This window comes from Cypionkella aquatica (assembly GCF_030161095.1).
In the GTDB taxonomy this organism is placed as follows: Bacteria; Pseudomonadota; Alphaproteobacteria; order Rhodobacterales; family Rhodobacteraceae; genus Cypionkella; species Cypionkella aquatica.
This window is the reverse complement of the sequence record NZ_BSPP01000005.1, coordinates 167005-185145: the sequence shown is the minus strand read 5'-3', so window position 1 is coordinate 185145 and position 18141 is coordinate 167005. Positions and strand designations below refer to the sequence as shown.

Genomic DNA, 18141 nt, shown 5'->3' with positions numbered 1-18141 from the left:
GGCGTCATAATCCTGTTACAAATTTCAGAGATTGCGACAGGCAGATTGTCCGGCATCTGCGCCGACAAGCCACGGAGCAACCTTGAGAGCGACCTTGCTTGCAACACCTGACCTGAGCCGCAAGCTTGCGGCAGAGTTTCTTGGCACCGCAGCACTCGTCTGCACCGTCATAGGCTCTGGCATCATGGCCGACGCGCTTTCTTCCGATGATGCAGTGTCGCTGTTGGGAAATACCATGGCGACGGCGGCGATGCTGTTCGTGCTGATTTCGCTGCTGGGGCCAATTTCTGGCGCGCATTTCAATCCGGCGGTCAGCTTGGTGTTCACCCTGCTGCGCCAACTTAGCCCCGGCTTGGCTTTGGTCTATACTGCGGCGCAAGTGTCGGGTGGGCTTGTCGGCACTTTGGCAGCGCATGCGATGTTTGATCTGCCGCTGTTTGAAATCTCCAGCAAAGCCCGGCAGGGCAGCAGCCAAAGCTTTTCGGAACTGGTGGCCAGCTTCGGGCTGATTGTAACAATTCTGGGCGGGTTGCGGATGCGCCCGCAGGCGGTTCCGGCCTTTGTTGCGCTTTACATCACCGCTGCATATTGGTTCACGGCCTCGACCTCTTTTGCCAACCCGGCGGTCGCCATTGCCCGCGCTTTCACCGATACATTCGCGGGCATCCGCCCGTCAGATGTGCCCGCTTTCATCTTGGCCGAACTGGTGGGGGCGGGGCTTGCCATGCTGCTGGCCGGTTGGCTGTTTGCACCCAAGGACGCCGCATGAGCATTGTCATCCACCACAACCCCGACTGCGGCACCTCGCGCAATGTGCTCGACATCATCCGCCAATCCGGCACCGAACCCGTCGTGATCGAATATCTGCAAACCGGATGGACCCGCCCGCAGCTTTTGGCCCTGTTTGCGGCGGCGGATATTTCGCCAAAGCAGGCATTGCGCGTCAGCAAATCCCCGGCGGCTGACCTTGGCCTGTTGGCCGAGGACACCACGGACGAGATGATCCTTGACGCGATGCTGCAACACCCAATTCTGGTCAACCGCCCCTTGGTCTGCTCGCCCAAAGGCACCCGGATGTGTCGCCCCTCTGAACTGGTGCTGGATTTGCTTTATCGGCTGCCGCCCGGGCCGCTTTTCAAAGAAGATGGCGAAATGATCCTGAACGCGCAAGGCGAACGCGTAGGCTGAGTTAAAGGCTGACCAGATCAAAAGCTGGCCAGATCAAAAGCTGACCAGATCAAAAAAAGCCTGTCACGCATTGAAAGCGTCGCTGCGAGCCATTACTTAGCGCGCAACAACAACACTTGAACCGGGACGGTCATGGAAATTTTCACTTATCCGGGCTTTATCGCCCTGCTTCAGGTCATGGGTATTGACCTTGTTTTGGCGGGCGACAATGCCATCGTCATTGGTCTTGCCGCAGCTGGCCTGCCGAAAGAGCAGCGCAACAAGGCCATTCTGGTCGGTATCATTGCCGCCACCGTGATGCGGATTGGTTTTGCGCTGATCACCACGCATCTTTTGGCCATCGTGGGCCTGTTGCTGGCGGGCGGGATCCTGCTGCTGTGGGTCTGCTGGAAGATGTGGAAAGAGCTGCGCCATGACCAATCGCATGACAACATGGCCGAAGAAGCGCTGACTGACAGCGATCTGAACGCCGATGGCAGCGTTGCAGCCGGGGCGCCGCGCAAAACCTTCGCGCAGGCCGCTTGGCAGATCGTCATTGCTGACATCTCGATGAGCCTTGATAACGTGCTGGCCGTGGCCGGTGCTGCGAAAGATCACCCGACGGTGTTGGTGATTGGTCTGGTTCTGTCGATCGCCATGATGGGCCTTGCCGCTACCTTCATCGCGCGCCTGCTGAACAAGCACCGCTGGATCGCCTACCTTGGCCTTGCGATCATTGTGTATGTCGCGCTGAAAATGATGTGGGAAGGCTGGCACGAAGTGCAGCCTTTCGTGATGACCTATCTGGGCTAATCACCCGTCTTGACTGCAAAAGCCGCCCCCGATCCGGGGCGGCTTTTTGCTGCGCCAAAATGCTTGGGTCGGCGTTAAGTGTTAAGATTCCCTTAATGTGGCAAAGTCAAATATTTGATATATAAAGATTAAATTTGGTCCCGAGTTGGGACCATCCTAAAACCGCCCCGGCAGATAGGGTGTCAGATCCAATTCCGGCGGCCTGCCCGCGACCAGCGCCGCCACCAATCTTGCCGTGATCGGGGCCAAAGTCAGCCCAATATGCCCGTGCCCATAAGCATGGATAATCTCAGGCCCAGCCCGGCTTGGCCCGATCACAGGCACCGAATCCGGCATCGAAGGCCGGAAGCCCATCCACTCCCGATCAGGTTCCCCCAGATCAGGAAAGATCGCCCGCGCCCCCTCGACCAGTTTCTTGATCCGGTGCGGCGAGGGCGGTGCCGTCAGCCCCCCCAACTCCACCGTGCCCGCGACCCGCAGACGGCCAGTCATCGGGCACAGATAAAACCCGCGCGAGGTCGGGCAAGCAGGCCGGTTCAGCCGGGGTGCGGCCATATCCCATTCGACATGATAGCCCCGCTCGGTATCCAACGGCACGCGGTCCCCCGCCTGCAGTGCCAGCGCCTTTGAATGTGCCCCCGCCGCGATGATCACCCTGCGGGCGCGCAGCCGGAGGTTCGGACCCTCGACCACGATGCCATCGAATTGCCGGGTGATCCTGCGCGCCTCGGCCTGCACAAACCCTGCCTGCTTGAACACATGCGTGGCCAAGGTCTGCACCATCAGGCCGGGGTCGGACAGAAACACCGCCTTGGGAAAGAACGCAGCGCCGCCTTCTACCGCAGGCAAACCGGGTTCCATCGCCGCCAAGGTATCGGGAGAGATCAACTCCACCGTAATCCCCTGCGTGCGCCGGAACGCCATATCGTCCTCGGCGGCTTTGAAGCCAGCGGCGGTCTCGTAAAGATACAGGCACCCTTTGTGCTGCAAGATCGCAGCCCCGCCAATCCGGTCGGCCAACGCCAACCAGCTGGGGCAAGCATCGCCAACCAGCGCCGCAATCGCCGCCGCATTGCGCGCGGTCGGCCCCGGCAAAGATTGCCGCGCAAACCGCATAAGCCACGGCGCAAGCGAAGGCAAAGCTGCCCGCCTGATCGCCAGCGGAGAGTTCTTGTTCAGCAGCAGCGACGGAAGATTGCGCAGCACATCCGGGCTGCCCACCGGCATCACCGCGTAATCAGCGATGGTGCCGGCATTGCCATAGCTTGCGCCCATGCCGGGCCGACCGGGATCGACCAGCACCACTTCGCGCCCTTCAGCGGTCAGCGCCTCGGCAATCGCAAGGCCCACCACGCCCGCGCCAAGGATTGCAATATCTGTAGTGACGTGTTCGGTCATGCTGGGCCGGGTCCAAATCAAACTGGGCGTATAGAAACGGGCACCGTCACCGATGCCCGTTTGGGAAGGCTAGGTCTGCCTTGGATTACAGGCAAGCCTCGAACAACGCACGGGTATTCTCGCGTGTCATCGCGACCGGGTTGCCGCCACATGACGGGTCTTCCAATGCCATCTCGGTCAGCGTGTCGAGATCGGGGTTGGTGACGCCCAAAGCGGTCAGGTTTTCCGGGATGTTGAGGGTCTTGCGCAGATCCATCACAGCGGCACGGAAGCCATCAAAGCCGCCCGTGATGCCCAGATAGGCTGCGGCGGCGTTGATGCGATCCTCAATCGCCGCGCGGTTCATATCCAGCACCATCGGCATGACCACGGCGTTGGTGGTGCCGTGATGGGTGCCGTAAACCGCGCCGATTGGGTGGGAAAGGCTGTGGATCGCCCCCAGACCCTTCTGGAACGCAGTAGCCCCCATCGCCGCCGCCGACATCATATGCGCGCGGGCATCCAGATCGTTGGGGTTGGCGTAGACTTTGGGCAGGTTCTCGAACACCAGCCGCATGCCCTCCAGCGCGATGCCTTGGCTCATCGGGTGATAGAAGGGGCTTGAATACGCCTCAAGGCAATGCGCCAGCGCGTCCATGCCAGTGCCTGCGGTGATGAATTTCGGCATCCCCACGGTCAGCGCCGGGTCGCAGATCGTCACCACGGGCAGCAGTTTCGGGTGGAAGATGATCTTTTTCTTATGGGTGACCGAGTTGGTCAACACGCCCGCGCGACCGACTTCAGACCCGGTGCCAGCGGTGGTCGGCACTGCGATGATCGGCGCGATTTTCGACGCATCAGCGCGGGTGAACCAGTCGTCGATATCCTCCAGATCCCAGACGCTCAGGTCTTTGCGCTGATGCGCCATCAGGGCGATCATCTTGCCAAGGTCGAGGGCCGAGCCGCCGCCAAAGCAGATCACGCCGTCATGGCCGCCCGCCAGATAGACCGCGATGCCGTCGGCCATGTTCTTCTCATTCGGGTTCGGATCGACTTCCGAGAATACCGCCGTGCCAAGGCCGTGGGCTTTCAGGATCGCCACGGCTTCGGCGGTGATCGGCAGGGAGGCGAGCGCTTTGTCGGTGACGAACAGCGGCTTTTTCACCCCGGCGGCCGCGCAATGCTCGGCCAGTTCGCTGATGCGGCCCACGCCGAATTTGATCGCGGTGGGGTAGGACCAGTTCCGGTTGGGGACTGAGTGCGTCATGGTTCAGACTTTCTTCAGATGGTAGGATTTCGGGCGGGTGACCGAGAGGAACCCGAGGTAAGACAGGCTGCCGCCGCGTCCGGTGTCTTTGCAGCCGGTCCAGCACAAAGCCGGGTCAAGGTAATCGGCGCGGTTCATGAAGATTGTGCCGGTTTCGATCTGCGCGCCTAATTCGGCGGCGGTGTCGTAATCCTCGGTCCAGATGCTGGCGGTCAGGCCGTAGGGGCTGTCGTTCATCAGGCGCAGGGCTTCGGCGTCGTCTTTCACCTTCATGATGCCGACGACCGGGCCGAAGGATTCTTCCATCATCACCCGCATCGAATGATCCACGTTCACCAGCACTTGCGGGGCGAGGTAGGCGCCACCGTCATCGGCGGGGAACAGGGCGGGGTCGATCAGGGCCTTTGCCCCTGCCGCCACAGCCTCGGCAATCTGGCCGCGCACGACGGCGGCGAAACGCTTGTTCGCCATCGGGCCAAGGGTGCTGTCGGCCTCAAACGGATTGCCGAGTTTGAGGGTTTTCACCCAAGCTACGGCCTTTTCGACAAAGGCGTCATACAGGCTTTCATGCACATAAATCCGCTCAATCCCGCAGCAGCACTGGCCCGCGTTGAACATCGCACCATCCATCAGCGTATCGACGGCGGCATCCAAGTTGGCGTCGGCGCGGACATAGCCGGGGTCTTTGCCGCCGAGTTCCAGCCCCAACGGGGTGAAAGTGCCAGCCGCTGCGCGCTCAATCGCCTGACCACCGCCGACCGAGCCTGTGAAGTTCACGAAATTGAACGCGCGGTTGGCGATCAGATGTTCGGTGGTGGCATGGTCGAGCACAACATTCTGGAACACGTCCGTTGGGATGCCAGCTGCGTGGAACGCTTCGGCCAGACGTTCGCCCACCAGCATGGTCTGGCTGGCGTGTTTCAGCACAACCGTGTTTCCGGCGATCAGGGCGGGGACGAGGGTGTTGATCGTGGTGAGGTAAGGATAGTTCCAAGGGGCAACAATGAACACCACGCCCAAGGCTTCCCGCGCAAGGTAGCGGCGGAACTTGTCACTGTCTTCAACGGTTTGCGGGGCGAGCGTGGTGGCTGCGATTTCCGACATATAGTCGGTCCGGGCGTTCACACCGCCAAATTCGCCACCAAAACGGGTGGGGCGGCCCATTTGCCAAGCCAGTTCCTGCACGATGGTTTCAGCATTGGCGTTCAGGTTGGCAACGCCCGCCTTCACAAGCGCAATGCGTTCGGCCAAGGGGCGCGCGGCCCAGCCTTTTTGTGCGGCTTTGGCGCGGGCGGCGGCGGCTTTGGCCGCGTCAAGTGTCAGCGGCGTGCGTTCGGCATAGACCGAGCCGTCCACTGGCGAGATTAGTTGAATCGGTTTCATCGTGTTGGTCCTTGGTAGGGTGCGTGATTTCACGCGTCTTTATCTGAAGGCAGGTGCGTGAAATCACGCACCCTACTTACGCGCGCTCTAGCAGGCGCTGGATTTCAAAATCGGTCACCACGCGGTCGGTTTCCGAAATCTCCCATTGCGCGGCGTGGTGGTAGTGATCCACCACATCATCGCCAAAGGCTTTGCGATACATGGCGGAGGCGTTCAGCAGATCAGCCGCTTCGCGCAGGTTGTGCGGGATTTCACGGACATCGCCTGCGGCATACATATCGCCCTGCATTTCGGGTTCCAACTCCAGCTTTTGCTCGATGCCGTCAAGACCAGCAGCGAGCAGTGCCGCGCAGGTGAGGTAGGGATTCACATCGCTGCCGGGGATACGACATTCGACGCGGATCGCCTTGGTATGCTCGCCGCAAACGCGGAAGCCAGCGGTGCGGTTGTCGGCAGACCAGACGGCTTTGGTCGGCGCGAACATGCCCACGGTGAAGCGTTTGTAGCTGTTGACGTAGGGTGCGAGAAACACCGTCATTTCCCGCGCATAGGCCAACTGGCCCGCGATGTAGTGTTTCATAAGCTGGCTCATGCCGTGCTTGTCTTTGTCATCAAAGAACGCAGGCTTGCCGTCCAGCGTCCACAAAGACTGGTGGCAATGCGACGACGATCCGGCCTTGCGGTGATCATACTTCGCCATAAAGGTCACCGATTTGCCCTTGGACCAGGCGATTTCCTTGATGCCGTGTTTGACGATGGTGTGGTTGTCGGCGGTATCCAAGGCGTCGGAGTATTTGTAGTTGACCTCCTCTTGCCCGGCATCCGCCTCACCCTTGGAGTTCTCAATTGTGATGCCTGCGCCATACAGCCCGTTGCGCACGGCGCGCATCACGTCTTCTTCCTTGGTGGTCTGGAAGATGTGGTAATCCTCATTATAGGCGCTGACCGGTTTAAGCCCTGTGAAATTGCTGTCGCGCAGAGATTCGTAGCTGTTTTCAAACAGATAGAATTCCAGCTCGGTCGCCATCATTGCATCGAAACCCATGGCGCGGGCGCGCTCGACCTGACGCTTCAGGATGTTGCGCGGCGCGTGTGGCACCGGGTTGTGGTGGTGATCCAGCGTGTCGCCCAGCACCATCGCGGTGCCTTCCAGCCACGGCACGCGGCGCAGGGTGCTCATGTCGGTTTTCAGAATATAGTCGCCGTAGCCAGTCTGCCAGTTTGAGGATTTATAGCCCTGAACCGTATTCATCTCCATATCGACGGCGAGAAGGTAGTTGCAGCAATGGGTCTCTTCATATCCGCCATCGACGAAGAATTGCGCGTGAAAACGCTTGCCCATCAGGCGGCCCTGCATGTCGATGCCAGCCACCAGAACGGTGTCAATTTCGCCAGCTTTTACAGCGGCTTTCAGTTCAGCTAGGGTTAAATTACCGGGCATATCCGGGATCTCCACTTATGTTTTCCCCGACCGATGCGGGGTCATTTGCATTCGGGGCTGACGCCCCGTCGAGAAGCCTCAAACCCGGCTCAACTGGCCTTGGCCTGCCGCTGAATTTCAACCAGCCCCATGTTCAGAACGGCAGCGAGTTGATCAGCCATCGCCTCTGCTGCCGCAGCCGTGGCGATCAGATCATTGCGGATTTCCAGCATCGCATTGGGCAAGCCATACGGCGTCGCCTGCACCCGCAAAGTATGTGTCACATCATCCGCCGCCGAATAGGGCGCGTTCAACTCGGCCTGCAATCCTGTCAGTTTGCGGGCGGCATTGAGGATCGCCACCGAAAAATGCGGGTCGGCGTCGTGGATCACGCCAAATTCGACGCGGCGAGGTTTGCCGTGATAGACGGGCGTGAAAGAGTGGATCGTTACCACAACAGGCCGTAGCCCCAAGGCGATCCGGGTGGCAATCAACCCATGCAGGCCATTGGCCCAGGGCAGATAGACCGCCTCAGTCCGCGCCAGACGCTCAGCTGTTGAGATCATGGCATTTCCGGGGATATCATAGACTTCCGAGCGCGCAGGCATCGCGCCAGCCATATCCGGCGCGCGGTTGCAGTCATAGACCAGACGACTGACCGGGGCATGAATAAGCACCGCATCCAAGCGTTGCGACAGCCCGCGCGATACCGCCAAAGCGCCCGGATCCCAAGCGATGTGGGCTTGGCGCTGCGCTTCTGTCAGCCCCAGATCGCCCCAAGCGGGCGGAACATGGTTCGAGGCATGCTCGCAGACCAGAATGATCCGGCCTTGCGCTGCGACATTCTCGATCACTGGCAAAAACGCCTGTTGCGCAGCCGCGAAATCCTTGGCGTTGGTTGGCGTTTTGGCATCGGTGGCGGCGCGCATGGTGACGAGTCATCTCCTGAAACTGCATCAAGGCTCACCCTTTGCTGCGGCTCTGTCAAGAATGTTTCTTGTGGGGCGGGGCTGATACGATCTTTTCCAAACGGGCTTTTCTTGACGCTGCAATCTGCGCTAGGCTGGCCCGCAAGAGGGAGGCCACAATGAACGCCAGACTGCCGCTGGATGAGCAACTGCGCACGGCCTTGCCCGACCTCACGCGGGCCGAGCGGCAATTGGCGACGCATGTGCTGTCACATTACCCGGTGGCGGCCTTGGGTTCGATCACCATTCTGGCCAAGGCGGCGCAGGTGTCCACCCCGACCGTGGTGCGGTTGGCACAAAAGCTGGGCTACAAAGGCTATCCTGATTTCCAAGCTGCCCTGCGCGGCGAGGTCGAGGCGATGCTGGTCTCGCCCATCGCCAAACATGACCGCTGGGCGGGGGGAGTGCCGGAAACCCATATCCTCAACCGTTTTGCCGATGCGGTGGTCGCCAACCTGCAGGCCACTTTGGGCCAGATCGACCATGCCGAATTTGATGCTGCCGCCTTGCTGCTGGCGGACCCCGCGCGGCATGTGTTTGCGATGGGTGGGCGGATCACCCATTCGATGGCGGATTATTTCACCTCGTTGATGACCATCGTGCGCCCGCAAGTCACGCTGCTGTCGGACAGTTCCTCCACTTGGCAACCCGCACTGCTGGATATGCAGCCCGGCGATGTGCTGTTGGTGTTCGACATCCGCCGCTATGAAAACGCCGTGCTGCAAGTGGCTGAAATGGCAAAGGAACGCGGGGCGGAAATCGTGCTGATCACCGACCGCTGGATATCACCGGCCTCGGCCCATGCCCGCCATACTTTGGCCTGCCATATCGAGGCCCCCTCGGCATGGGACAGCAACGTCTCTTTGATGGTGCTGGTGGAAACCCTGCTTGCCGCCGTGCAAGACCTGACGTGGGATGTCACCGAAGGCCGGATGAAACGGCTGGAAGAGCTTTACGCGCGCACAAGGTTCTTTCGCCGCCACCGCTAAGCTTTCTTCGGTCATCCTTTGTGCTCAATTGTCCTCGGGGTGGCGCGCGCGCGTCACGCCCGCTGAGCCCGCCCGCCATAGGCGTTCAGCAACACCGCGACCAGAAGCACAGCGCCCCCAATCAAAGTGCCGCGCGATACTGTCTCACCCAGCAGCAACCACACCCAAAGCGGTGCCAGCAACACCTCGATCAACGAAAGCAAAGTGGCTTGTGCGGCAGACACGACCTTGCTGCCGACGGTGTAAAGCAACATGCCCCCGGTCAAGGTGATCGCCCCCATCAAAGCCGAGATGGCGATTTCAGGCAGCGGGATCAACACCGCTTTGCCCAACAGCCCCAGCGCTACAGCGCCTGCCAGCATGGAAAACAACCCGCCCAAGGCCACGGCAGGCAACATATTGGCCAATTTGCCCCAGCGCAGCGTCACGGTGAAAATCGCAAAGCCCAAAGCCGAAGCCAGCGCCGCGATATTGCCATCCATCGCCCCACCTGCAAGCCCGCCGCCCACCATCACCAGAATCCCGATCGCAGCAAGCACGATGGCAAACCATGTCAGAGGACTGACCCATTCCCCCAACAGGATCCGTCCCAAGATAGCGGCAAAGAATGGCGAGGCCGCAAACAGCAGCACCGCATTGGCAACGCTCGTGGCTTGAAACGCATAGATCGCGCCAGAAAATGCCATCACCAAGCCAAGCCCGCCCAACACCCCGGCCCAGCCGACAGCGCGGATCTCTGAAACCGCATTGCGGCGCGACGCCATGCCGATCCACAGGGCCAGCACCGGCAGCATCCCGGCCGAGCGCCAGAACAGGATCGCCCAAGATCCGGCGTCCGGGATCAGCCGAATGATCAGCCCCTGCACCGACCACAGCACTCCGGCAAGGATGATAAGAAATGCGCCGCTTAAATATGTCATGGCTGCCCTCGTTTTGGGCAGGCTGTGTCACCCGCCGGCAAAGGTCTGGCTCAATCCCGACCTTTGCCGTGCGGATCGTACCGAAACCGCGCGTGCAGACGATTTCCGTGTTGAAATCGCGGGCGCAAATCGCGCGACTTCTGTCCCTTAATAGCCGCGCGCGCGATCCACCAGATGCAACAGCGGCTCACCTGCTTCCGCGCGGCGTATGTTTTCGATCAGCACTTTGACGGCCCCAGTTGCGCGGGTATCTGCTGCGATATGCGGCGTCACTGTCACACGCGGATGCGCCCAGAACGGATGATCTTGCGGCAAAGGTTCAATGCGGAACACGTCCAGCGTGGCATGGCCGATCTGGCCGCTGTCCAGTGCTGCAAGCAAAGCCGCATCGTCGATCAGCGGCCCGCGACCGGGATTAAGCACAAACGCGCCGGGTTTCAGCAGCGCCAGATGCTCGGCGTTCAGAATATTCTCGGTCTCGGGGGTTTTGGGCAGCAGCGTCACCACGATGTCAGCCCCGTGCAAGGCGGTCTGCAATCCATCCTGGCCGTGAAAGGTCGGGATGCCTTCGACGTTCTTTTCAGTCCTGCTCCACCCCACAACATTGAAATTCAGGGCAGCCAGCGCCTTGGCGCAGGCAGTGCCAAGCGCGCCCATGCCCAGCATCGTCACTTTGCGTTCGCGCGCAAGCGGCGGGCAGGTGGGATCCCAGACCCGGTCCGAGTTGATGATATGCCGATCCATCCCCAGATGATGCCGCAAGCTATGCCCCGTCACCCATTCCACCATGCCCTCGGTCAAGCTGTTATCGACCATCCGGCACAAAGGCTGCGTCAGCGTGGTGTTGCCGACAATGCGTTCGACCCCGGCCCAAAGACCCAGAACCGCCTTGCAGTGGGTGAATGGGGTGAAATCCTGCAACGGCGCCGAGGGCGCATAGATAATGTAATCGACCACACTTGGGTCGGGGGCTTCGGTGACAACATCGGCGTCAATGCCAGCCTCAGCCAGTTTTTGCGGCAACAGATCGCGGTATTCATCCCAGACGAAGGGGGCAGAGAAAAACACGGTAAGGGACATCGCAGGCTCCTGTTAGCAGCAATCAAAGCGGATCATCCGGCACTGTTTACAGCCGCATTGACCGCCAGCGCCAGAATGATCGTGTTGTAAAAGAATGATCCCACCGAATGTACCAGCACCACTTTGCGGATATCGTTGGAGTTTGTGGTGACATCCGCCACCTGTGCGGTCATGCCGATGCCAAAGGCAAAATACAGAAAATCCCACGCGGCGGGGTGCTCGCTGCCGGGAAACACCAGACAGCCTTGGGCTTTCAGCCGCTTGGGTTGGTAGAACATATGCGCATAGTGAAACCCGGCCAGAACCTGCAATGTCGCCCAACCCAAGGGCACCGATCCCAACGCCACGAGCCGCGCCGGGGCGCTGGCGTCCGAAGCGCGCAGCACCAACAAGATCGAGGTCAGGCTGATGCCGACAGCAAGCACCGCCAACAGCAGGATCGTCCACACACCTTCATCATTCTGTGCGGCATGGCTGCGCAGCACTGCCGGAGTGGCGCGGCTGGCAAAGTTAAGCATCAGCGCCAGATAGGTCACAAACACCGCATTGGCGGCCAGCAGCAGTCGCAGCTCGGGCGGAATTTGTGTCAGCTGCAGCGCTGCGGCGCAGACAGCCCCCACGGCCAAGGCTATGAAAAACCGGAAGTGGCGCTGCATAGGGATCCTATCTTGCCTGCTTTGAAGGGGCCCGCCCTATGGTCGCCAGCCTTAACTTGGCCCGCATTAACATGGCCCGCCTCATCGTGGCCTGTGCACGATAGCGCTTTGCACCAAGCCAAAGGCCAGCAAAATCACCAAAGTCGCCGAGCCACCATAAGACAGCAGTGGCAGCGGCACGCCCACCACGGGGGCCATCCCCATCACCATCGCAAGATTAACGGCAAGGTAAAGGAAGAAATTCATCGCCACGCCAATGATCAAAAGCTGGCTGAAGCGATCGCGGTTTTGGATGGCTGCGATGATGCAGAACACCAGCACCAGCGTGTACAGCGCCAGCAGCGAAATCGCGCCGATAAAGCCGAATTCTTCGCCCAAGGTGGTAAAGATAAAATCGGTGTGCTTTTCAGGCAGAAAGTTCAAACGGCTTTGCGTGCCCTGCATAAAGCCCTTACCCGCCCAGCCACCAGAACCCAAAGCGATCTTGGCTTGGATGATGTTATAGCCCGTGCCCAACGGATCCGCAGATGGGTCAAGAAAGGTGTGGATGCGTTTATACTGGTAGTCATGCAGCAACTGCCACGGCGTGCCTTCCGAGGTGATCACAGCCGCAATGCCGCCGCCGCCCAGCAACCCGACCACGCCGAAATACCACAGGCTGACCCCCGCCGCGAACATCACGCCCGCTCCACCCAGAACCAGCATCATCGCGGTGCCAAGGTTCGGTTGCTTCAGCACCAGATAGGTTGGCACCAAGATCAGCACCACCGGGATGATCACCCACAAGGGCCGCGACACCTTTTTGTCATCAAGCCAGTCGTAATAGGCGGCCAGCACCATCACCAGCGTCACTTTCATCAACTCGGACGGCTGCAAGCGCATGAAGCCCAGATCAATCCAACGCTGCGCGCCCATGCCGACGGTACCAAAGAAATGCACCACCAGCAGCAACAGCATCGCCACAAGATAAGACACCCCCGACATGCTGCGCCAGAACCAGATCGGGATGAAGGCGACAAAGAACATCAGCCCGAGACCCATGCCAAAGCGCTTGATCTGCGGCAGCGCCCAAGTGTCGATATCGCCGCCTGCGATGGAATACAGCATCAGCCAGCCAATCGCCGCAATGGCGATCAGCACAAGGATCAGCGCCCAGTGGATGTAGAACACTTTTGCAATGCCGCTTGGCGCAAGCTTTAGCCGATATTCCATAAAACTCATGGCGCGGGCCCTATACTTTCGACTCGGCTGGCAGGCTGCCATCGGGTTTGCGCAACTGCATCGCGTTCTGCTGGGTTTCAATCGTGCCGCGCTGGCTTTCGGGATAGGCGCTCAGCGGCGGCATGCCGCCCGTCAGTGCCCGCAGCAATGCATCGCGTGCAATCGGACCCGCCACCGCCGATCCGCCGCCGCCATGCTCGACCACCACCGACACCGCGTACCGCGGCGCATCCGCAGGCGCAAAGCCGACAAACAAAGCGTGATCGCGCAGCCTCCAAGGCAGGGATTCGTTCTTGCGCGCCCCGCTCAGCTTTTCGCTTTCTGAAAAGTTGCGCACCTGAGCGGTGCCCGATTTACCGCACATCTGCATCGTCGGGTCCGCAATCCGCGAGCCGCGCCCAGTGCCATGCGGCCCGTTCATCACCTCGTACATGCCCATCTGCACGGCCCGCAATTTCGATCCATCCAGATTGATGCCATCGACCTCGGCAATCGGCACGGCAATATCATTGACCGAGTGAACGATCCGCGGTGCGACCTGCCTGCCCGAGGCAATCCGCGCTGCCATCACGGCCAGTTGCAACGGCGTTGCCAGCACAAAACCCTGCCCGATCGAGGCGTTGATCGTGTCGCCGATCACCCAATCCTGTCCCTTGGTTTCCTGCTTCCAAGCCTTGTTCGGCATGATCCCTGCCGAGATCGCCGACATCGGCAGATCATGGCGCAAGCCAAGCCCCAGCTTGTTGCCCATCTCAGCCATCTTATCGATGCCAACCCGTTGGCTGATATCATAAAAGAACACATCGCAGCTTTCGGAAAGCCCGCGTTTCAGATTGACCGGACCATGGCCCCCGCGCTTCCAGCAGTTGAACCGGATGCCGCCCATCTCGATATAGCCGGGGCAGCGCACCACGGTATTTTCGTCAATCACCCCGGCCTCAAGCGCCGCCAGCGCCGTCACCATCTTGAAGGTTGATCCCGGTGGATAGGCACCCTGTACCACCTTGTTGGCCAGCGGGCGGTGATCATGCTCGGTGAGCGCCCGGTAATCGGTGCTGGAAATACCGCGCACAAACAGGTTTGGATCGAACGAGGGCGACGATACCGCTGCAATGATATCGCCATTGTTGACATCCATCACCACGCAGGCGGCACTTTCCTCGCCCAGCCGGGCCTGCACAAAGTTTTGCACATCGGCGTCGATGGTCAGCCGCAGGTCTTTGCCTTTGACGCCTTCTTCGCGGGCCAGCTCGCGCATGACGCGGCCCACATGGTTGACCTCAATCCGCTTGGTGCCCGCAGTGCCGCGCAGGGTATCTTCCATCCATTTTTCAACCCCGATCTTGCCGATCTGGAACTTGGGGATCATCAGCAACGGATCAATCGGCGCACCGGTTTCGACCTGAGCCTCGCGCAGGCCCTCAAGGTCTTTTTCCGACACCGGCCCGACATAGCCCACCACATGCGCGAAATCGAAATCGCGCGGGTAAACCCGGCTTAGGCCCGATTCAGGCGTGACGCCGGGCAGGGCGGGGGCATTGATCGCCACTTTGCTGAAATCGCCCCAATTCAACCGCTCGGCCACCGTGATTGGCACGAAGGCAGAGTTGACCCTTGGGTTCAGCTCTTTCATCGCATCGGCCAGATCTTCGGCGGTCATCGGGATGATGTTGCTGAGACGGTTCAGAACGTCTTCCACCTCGGCATCGGTTTTGCCGGCATTTTCGCGGGTGATCACCACGCGGTAATTCTGCTCATTTCCCGCAATCAGCTTGCCGTTGCGATCCTGGATCAAGCCGCGCGCAGGCGGGATCAGCCGGATGCTGACGCGGTTTTCTTCGGCCAGCAGACGAAACTGATCGGCTTGCTCGACCCCCAGAAACCGCATCCGCGCGCCCAATGCGGCGACCATCGCAGCCATGCCGCCACCCATCAGCAACGCCCGCCGGGTGACAGAGCGCGAGGTGGCTTCGGTATCGCGTGGGGCCCGTCTCATCGCAGCGCTTTCATGGATTAACCCTCACATCCGTCTGCCATAAGCGTCAATCTCACCCATCGCCGGTTTGTGCAGATCCAGCACATAGCGCGACAGGAACACCACGGCAGGATAACACAGAACGGACCACGCCACTTGTATCATCGCAAAGCCGAACCCGGTTTGTGTGACCAGCACCATAGCAAAGACCAGCCGGTACACCACCAGCATCGCCACCATCAACCCCGCGACCAAAAGCCATTCGACCCCAAAGTTCAATTCACGAGTAAGTGCAACCCGACCCCGCACAAATTCAGAGGCCAGCAGCACCAGCGCCGTCCACAGCCCCGGCGGGCGGTCCAGCAGCATATCCTCCAGCAACACCACGGCAGCAATCAGCAGCACCGGCAGATAGTCCGGGCGTCGCATGGTCCAGGCAAAGATGATGCACAGCAGCAAATCAGGCCCCGGTGTGCGGTTCAGCCAGACGGTAAAGCGGCACCACCCCGCCGTTTCGGCGCAATCTGACATCATCGCCATGGGCAACGGCAACAGCCGCCAGAACAACAGCAGCAGCGCAATCGCCACGAACAAGGCGCGATGCAGCCAGACCTCGCGCGTGGCGCCATCAACCATTGCTGGCCCCCGTGGCTTCGGCATCGGGCTCGGGCGTGACGGGTGGCTTTGGCGGCCCTTGCACGGGCGGCGCTGTCACCAAAGCGCCTGCGTCAGTGATCGGTGTCAGGCTATGGCTGCGCAGCACCCGCAGAAACTCAAGCCGCTGATAATCCGCAGACAATGCCACCCGCAGCCGCTTGTCGGTGCCCAAAACCACCGAGCCCACCAGCAACCCCGCCGGAAACATGCCGCCATCGCCCGACGTCACCACCCGATCACCGGGGCGCACCTCATCAGGGTCTTCCAGAAAATCCAGCGGCGGCAGGTCCGAGTTGTCGCCAGACAGCAGCGCCTTTTGCCCCGAGGGCTGCACCGAAATCGGCACCCGGCTGTTGCTGTCGGTCAGCAGAATCACCCGGCTGATTTGCTGCCCCACGCCCGATATGCGCCCCACCAGCCCGATGCCGTCCATTGTGGCCCAGCCATCCTTGATGCCATCGCGCGCGCCGACATTCAGCAAAACCGATTGCCGGAACGGGCTGCCGCTATCCGCCAGCACCACCCCCGTCACATGCGTCAGCATCGGGTCCAACCGCACATGGTTCAGGTCCAGCAACCGGGCGTTTTTCTGCTCCAGCTGCAAGGCGGCCTCTTTCCAAGCCTTCATCTGGCGCAATTCCTCGCGCAGTTGCTGGTTCTGCTCATACAGCCGCGAATAGGATTGAAAGTTATCCAGCACCCCTGCGCTCCAGGTCACTGGAGCAGCCGCCCACTGAAAACTGGGCACAAACCGATCCACCAAAGCCGTGCGAAAGCGCTCCACCCGTGGGCTGTCGATCCGCCACAACGCAAACAAGCCCAGCATCAGCAGAATCAACAGCCCCACCAACACCCGACGCAGCGGGCGGTGAAACTCTTCTGGATCAATGCGGTTTCTTGCCATGGCTGGCCCGTTTCACTTCAAAGACACAAGGACCGCGAACGCGCGCCGGATTTAGCTGTCGTAGTCGATAACGTGGCGCAGTTGCTTTTCATATTCCAGTGCTTTGCCGGTGCCCAAAGCCACGCAGTTCAGCGGCTCGTTGGCGACAGAGATCGAAAGCCCGGTCTGCTCGCGCAAGCTAAGGTCCAGATCGCCCAAAAGCGCACCGCCCCCCGTCAGCATCACGCCACGGTCGACAATATCCGCCGCCAAATCGGGCGGCGTGGTTTCCAGCGCCTGCATCACCGCATCGCAAATCTGCTGCACGGGTTCTGACAAGGCCTCGGCAACCTGCGCCTGATTGATCTCGGTTTCCTTCGGCACGCCGTTCAGCAAATCACGGCCGCGAATGGTCATGCTGGCACCGCGGCCATCATCGGGCATCCGTGCGGTGCCGATGCTGGTCTTGATGCGCTCGGCGGTGGATTCGCCGATCAACAGGTTCTGATGGCGGCGCAGATAGCTGATGATCGCCTCGTCCATGCGATCCCCACCAACGCGGACCGAACGCGCATACACAATATCACCCAGCGACAGAACTGCGACTTCGGTGGTGCCGCCGCCGATATCGACGACCATATTCCCGGTCGGATCAGTGATCGGCATGCCCGCCCCAATCGCCGCAGCAATCGGCTCGGCAATCAGGCCAGCGCGACGTGCGCCTGCCGACAGCACCGATTGCCGGATCGCACGCTTTTCAACGGGTGTCGCACCATGCGGCACACAGACGATGATTTTCGGCTTGGAAAACGTCGTACGCTTGTGCACCTTGCGGATGAAATGCTTGATCATCTCTTCCGCCGCTTCAAAGTCTGCAATGACGCCATCGCGCATCGGGCGGATCGCTTCGATCGACCCCGGTGTGCGCCCCAGCATCAGCTTGGCATCCTCACCCACCGCCAAAACCTGCTTCTTGCCGTCCTTGGTATGATAGGCGACCACGGAAGGCTCGTTCAACACGATGCCCTTGCCGCGCACATAAACCAGCGTGTTGGCGGTGCCGAGGTCAATCGCCATGTCAGACGAAAAGATACTGGAGAGGATGGACATGCTGAGGTGATCCTTGAGGCCCGCGAAAAAAGAAGCGCCCGCGACTCAGCCAAGGCCAAGGCGGGCGCTTTCATATAAGACCATGCAGGGGCCGGGGAAAGGCCCCGACCTTGCAGGCCGCGCCTTTCCGCCTTGGACAAACGAATACCCATTTTGCTGCAATCACAGCAGATCCTCGGTCAATATTACGGGATTGCTTCCACTAATCGAACCTTTGCCGTCATCCTGGCCGTTGGATCTGGGTTGCCCGGAATA

At 60.4% G+C, this 18141-nt stretch carries 17 protein-coding genes; 4 read left to right on the top strand and 13 right to left on the bottom strand.

Features of this window, described 5'->3' with window-relative positions; genetic code table 11:
- Positions 1–82 precede the first annotated feature (82 nt).
- From QQJ98_RS07795 to QQJ98_RS07785, 3 genes are all read left to right on the top strand, one after another.
- Entirely contained in the window at positions 83–769 is a 687-nt protein-coding gene (locus QQJ98_RS07795) for an MIP/aquaporin family protein (protein ID WP_284324788.1), read from the top strand.
- Positions 766–1188, top strand: coding sequence for an arsenate reductase family protein (locus QQJ98_RS07790; RefSeq protein ID WP_284324787.1), 423 nt, complete (start codon positions 766–768; stop codon positions 1186–1188). Before QQJ98_RS07795 ends, QQJ98_RS07790 begins: the two co-directional genes overlap by 4 nt.
- Positions 1189–1320: 132 nt before the next feature.
- Entirely contained in the window at positions 1321–1980 is a 660-nt protein-coding gene (locus tag QQJ98_RS07785; RefSeq protein WP_284324786.1) for a TerC family protein, read from the top strand.
- 156 nt (positions 1981–2136) lie between these two features.
- Here QQJ98_RS07785 and QQJ98_RS07780 read toward each other — a convergent pair whose 3' ends face one another.
- From QQJ98_RS07780 to QQJ98_RS07760, 5 genes are all read right to left on the bottom strand, one after another.
- Entirely contained in the window at positions 2137–3378 is a 1242-nt protein-coding gene (locus tag QQJ98_RS07780) for an NAD(P)/FAD-dependent oxidoreductase (protein WP_284324785.1), read from the bottom strand.
- Between the two features lie 85 nt (positions 3379–3463).
- Positions 3464–4624 carry an iron-containing alcohol dehydrogenase gene (locus QQJ98_RS07775; RefSeq protein ID WP_284324784.1) on the bottom strand — a complete coding sequence of 387 codons (1161 nt, stop codon included), beginning with the start codon at positions 4622–4624 and terminating at the stop codon, positions 3464–3466.
- Between the two features lie 3 nt (positions 4625–4627).
- The gene (locus QQJ98_RS07770; RefSeq protein ID WP_284324783.1) at positions 4628–6007 is read right to left on the bottom strand and encodes an aldehyde dehydrogenase family protein; all 1380 of its coding nucleotides are present in this window, start codon (positions 6005–6007) and stop codon (positions 4628–4630) included.
- A gap of 76 nt (positions 6008–6083) precedes the next feature.
- Entirely contained in the window at positions 6084–7448 is a 1365-nt protein-coding gene (locus tag QQJ98_RS07765) for a glutamine synthetase family protein (protein ID WP_284324782.1), read from the bottom strand.
- 89 nt (positions 7449–7537) lie between these two features.
- Positions 7538–8356 carry an N-formylglutamate amidohydrolase gene (locus tag QQJ98_RS07760; protein WP_284324781.1) on the bottom strand — a complete coding sequence of 273 codons (819 nt, stop codon included), beginning with the start codon at positions 8354–8356 and terminating at the stop codon, positions 7538–7540.
- 158 nt (positions 8357–8514) lie between these two features.
- Here QQJ98_RS07760 and QQJ98_RS07755 point away from each other — a divergent pair, with 158 nt between their 5' ends.
- Positions 8515–9384, top strand: coding sequence for a MurR/RpiR family transcriptional regulator (locus tag QQJ98_RS07755; protein ID WP_284324780.1), 870 nt, complete (start codon positions 8515–8517; stop codon positions 9382–9384).
- 53 nt (positions 9385–9437) lie between these two features.
- On the opposite strand, the gene QQJ98_RS07750 is transcribed toward QQJ98_RS07755, so the two are convergent.
- The 8 genes from QQJ98_RS07750 to QQJ98_RS07715 all read right to left on the bottom strand — a co-directional run bounded on the left by QQJ98_RS07750 (position 9438) and on the right by QQJ98_RS07715 (position 17886).
- On the bottom strand, positions 9438–10304 hold the full coding sequence (locus QQJ98_RS07750) for a DMT family transporter (RefSeq protein WP_284324779.1): 867 nt from the start codon (positions 10302–10304) through the stop codon (positions 9438–9440).
- A gap of 147 nt (positions 10305–10451) precedes the next feature.
- Positions 10452–11384, bottom strand: coding sequence for a 2-hydroxyacid dehydrogenase (locus tag QQJ98_RS07745; RefSeq protein ID WP_284324778.1), 933 nt, complete (start codon positions 11382–11384; stop codon positions 10452–10454).
- 32 nt (positions 11385–11416) lie between these two features.
- Positions 11417–12040: a DUF1345 domain-containing protein gene (locus QQJ98_RS07740; protein WP_284324777.1), complete on the bottom strand. Its 624-nt coding sequence runs from the start codon at positions 12038–12040 to the stop codon at positions 11417–11419.
- Positions 12041–12121: 81 nt separating this feature from the next.
- Entirely contained in the window at positions 12122–13261 is a 1140-nt protein-coding gene (gene rodA / locus QQJ98_RS07735; protein ID WP_284324776.1) for a rod shape-determining protein RodA, read from the bottom strand.
- Positions 13262–13271: 10 nt separating this feature from the next.
- On the bottom strand, positions 13272–15257 hold the full coding sequence (mrdA, locus tag QQJ98_RS07730; RefSeq protein WP_284324775.1) for a penicillin-binding protein 2: 1986 nt from the start codon (positions 15255–15257) through the stop codon (positions 13272–13274).
- A 24-nt stretch (positions 15258–15281) separates the two neighbouring features.
- Positions 15282–15872: a rod shape-determining protein MreD gene (locus QQJ98_RS07725; RefSeq protein ID WP_284324774.1), complete on the bottom strand. Its 591-nt coding sequence runs from the start codon at positions 15870–15872 to the stop codon at positions 15282–15284.
- On the bottom strand, positions 15865–16797 hold the full coding sequence (gene mreC / locus QQJ98_RS07720) for a rod shape-determining protein MreC (protein ID WP_284324773.1): 933 nt from the start codon (positions 16795–16797) through the stop codon (positions 15865–15867). Before mreC ends, QQJ98_RS07725 begins: the two co-directional genes overlap by 8 nt.
- Before the next feature lie 51 nt (positions 16798–16848).
- A complete protein-coding gene (locus tag QQJ98_RS07715) occupies positions 16849–17886 on the bottom strand; it encodes a rod shape-determining protein (protein ID WP_284324772.1) in 1038 nt (345 codons plus the stop codon).
- Between the last annotated feature and the right edge of the window lie 255 nt (positions 17887–18141).

Bases quoted from the DNA above. Each gene is read 5' to 3' on its own strand.
- QQJ98_RS07790 (WP_284324787.1), top strand. From the start codon at position 766: ATGAGCATTGTCATCCACCACAACCCCGACTGCGGCACCTCGCGCAAT.
- QQJ98_RS07785 (WP_284324786.1), top strand. From the start codon at position 1,321: ATGGAAATTTTCACTTATCCGGGCTTTATCGCCCTGCTTCAGGTCATG.
- QQJ98_RS07780 (WP_284324785.1), bottom strand. From the start codon at position 3,378: ATGACCGAACACGTCACTACAGATATTGCAATCCTTGGCGCGGGCGTG.
- QQJ98_RS07775 (WP_284324784.1), bottom strand. From the start codon at position 4,624: ATGACGCACTCAGTCCCCAACCGGAACTGGTCCTACCCCACCGCGATC.
- QQJ98_RS07770 (WP_284324783.1), bottom strand. From the start codon at position 6,007: ATGAAACCGATTCAACTAATCTCGCCAGTGGACGGCTCGGTCTATGCC.
- QQJ98_RS07765 (WP_284324782.1), bottom strand. From the start codon at position 7,448: ATGCCCGGTAATTTAACCCTAGCTGAACTGAAAGCCGCTGTAAAAGCT.
- QQJ98_RS07760 (WP_284324781.1), bottom strand. From the start codon at position 8,356: ATGCGCGCCGCCACCGATGCCAAAACGCCAACCAACGCCAAGGATTTC.
- QQJ98_RS07755 (WP_284324780.1), top strand. From the start codon at position 8,515: ATGAACGCCAGACTGCCGCTGGATGAGCAACTGCGCACGGCCTTGCCC.
- QQJ98_RS07750 (WP_284324779.1), bottom strand. From the start codon at position 10,304: ATGACATATTTAAGCGGCGCATTTCTTATCATCCTTGCCGGAGTGCTG.
- QQJ98_RS07745 (WP_284324778.1), bottom strand. From the start codon at position 11,384: ATGTCCCTTACCGTGTTTTTCTCTGCCCCCTTCGTCTGGGATGAATAC.
- QQJ98_RS07740 (WP_284324777.1), bottom strand. From the start codon at position 12,040: ATGCAGCGCCACTTCCGGTTTTTCATAGCCTTGGCCGTGGGGGCTGTC.
- rodA (WP_284324776.1), bottom strand. From the start codon at position 13,261: ATGAGTTTTATGGAATATCGGCTAAAGCTTGCGCCAAGCGGCATTGCA.
- mrdA (WP_284324775.1), bottom strand. From the start codon at position 15,257: ATGAGACGGGCCCCACGCGATACCGAAGCCACCTCGCGCTCTGTCACC.
- QQJ98_RS07725 (WP_284324774.1), bottom strand. From the start codon at position 15,872: ATGGTTGATGGCGCCACGCGCGAGGTCTGGCTGCATCGCGCCTTGTTC.
- mreC (WP_284324773.1), bottom strand. From the start codon at position 16,797: ATGGCAAGAAACCGCATTGATCCAGAAGAGTTTCACCGCCCGCTGCGT.
- QQJ98_RS07715 (WP_284324772.1), bottom strand. From the start codon at position 17,886: ATGTCCATCCTCTCCAGTATCTTTTCGTCTGACATGGCGATTGACCTC.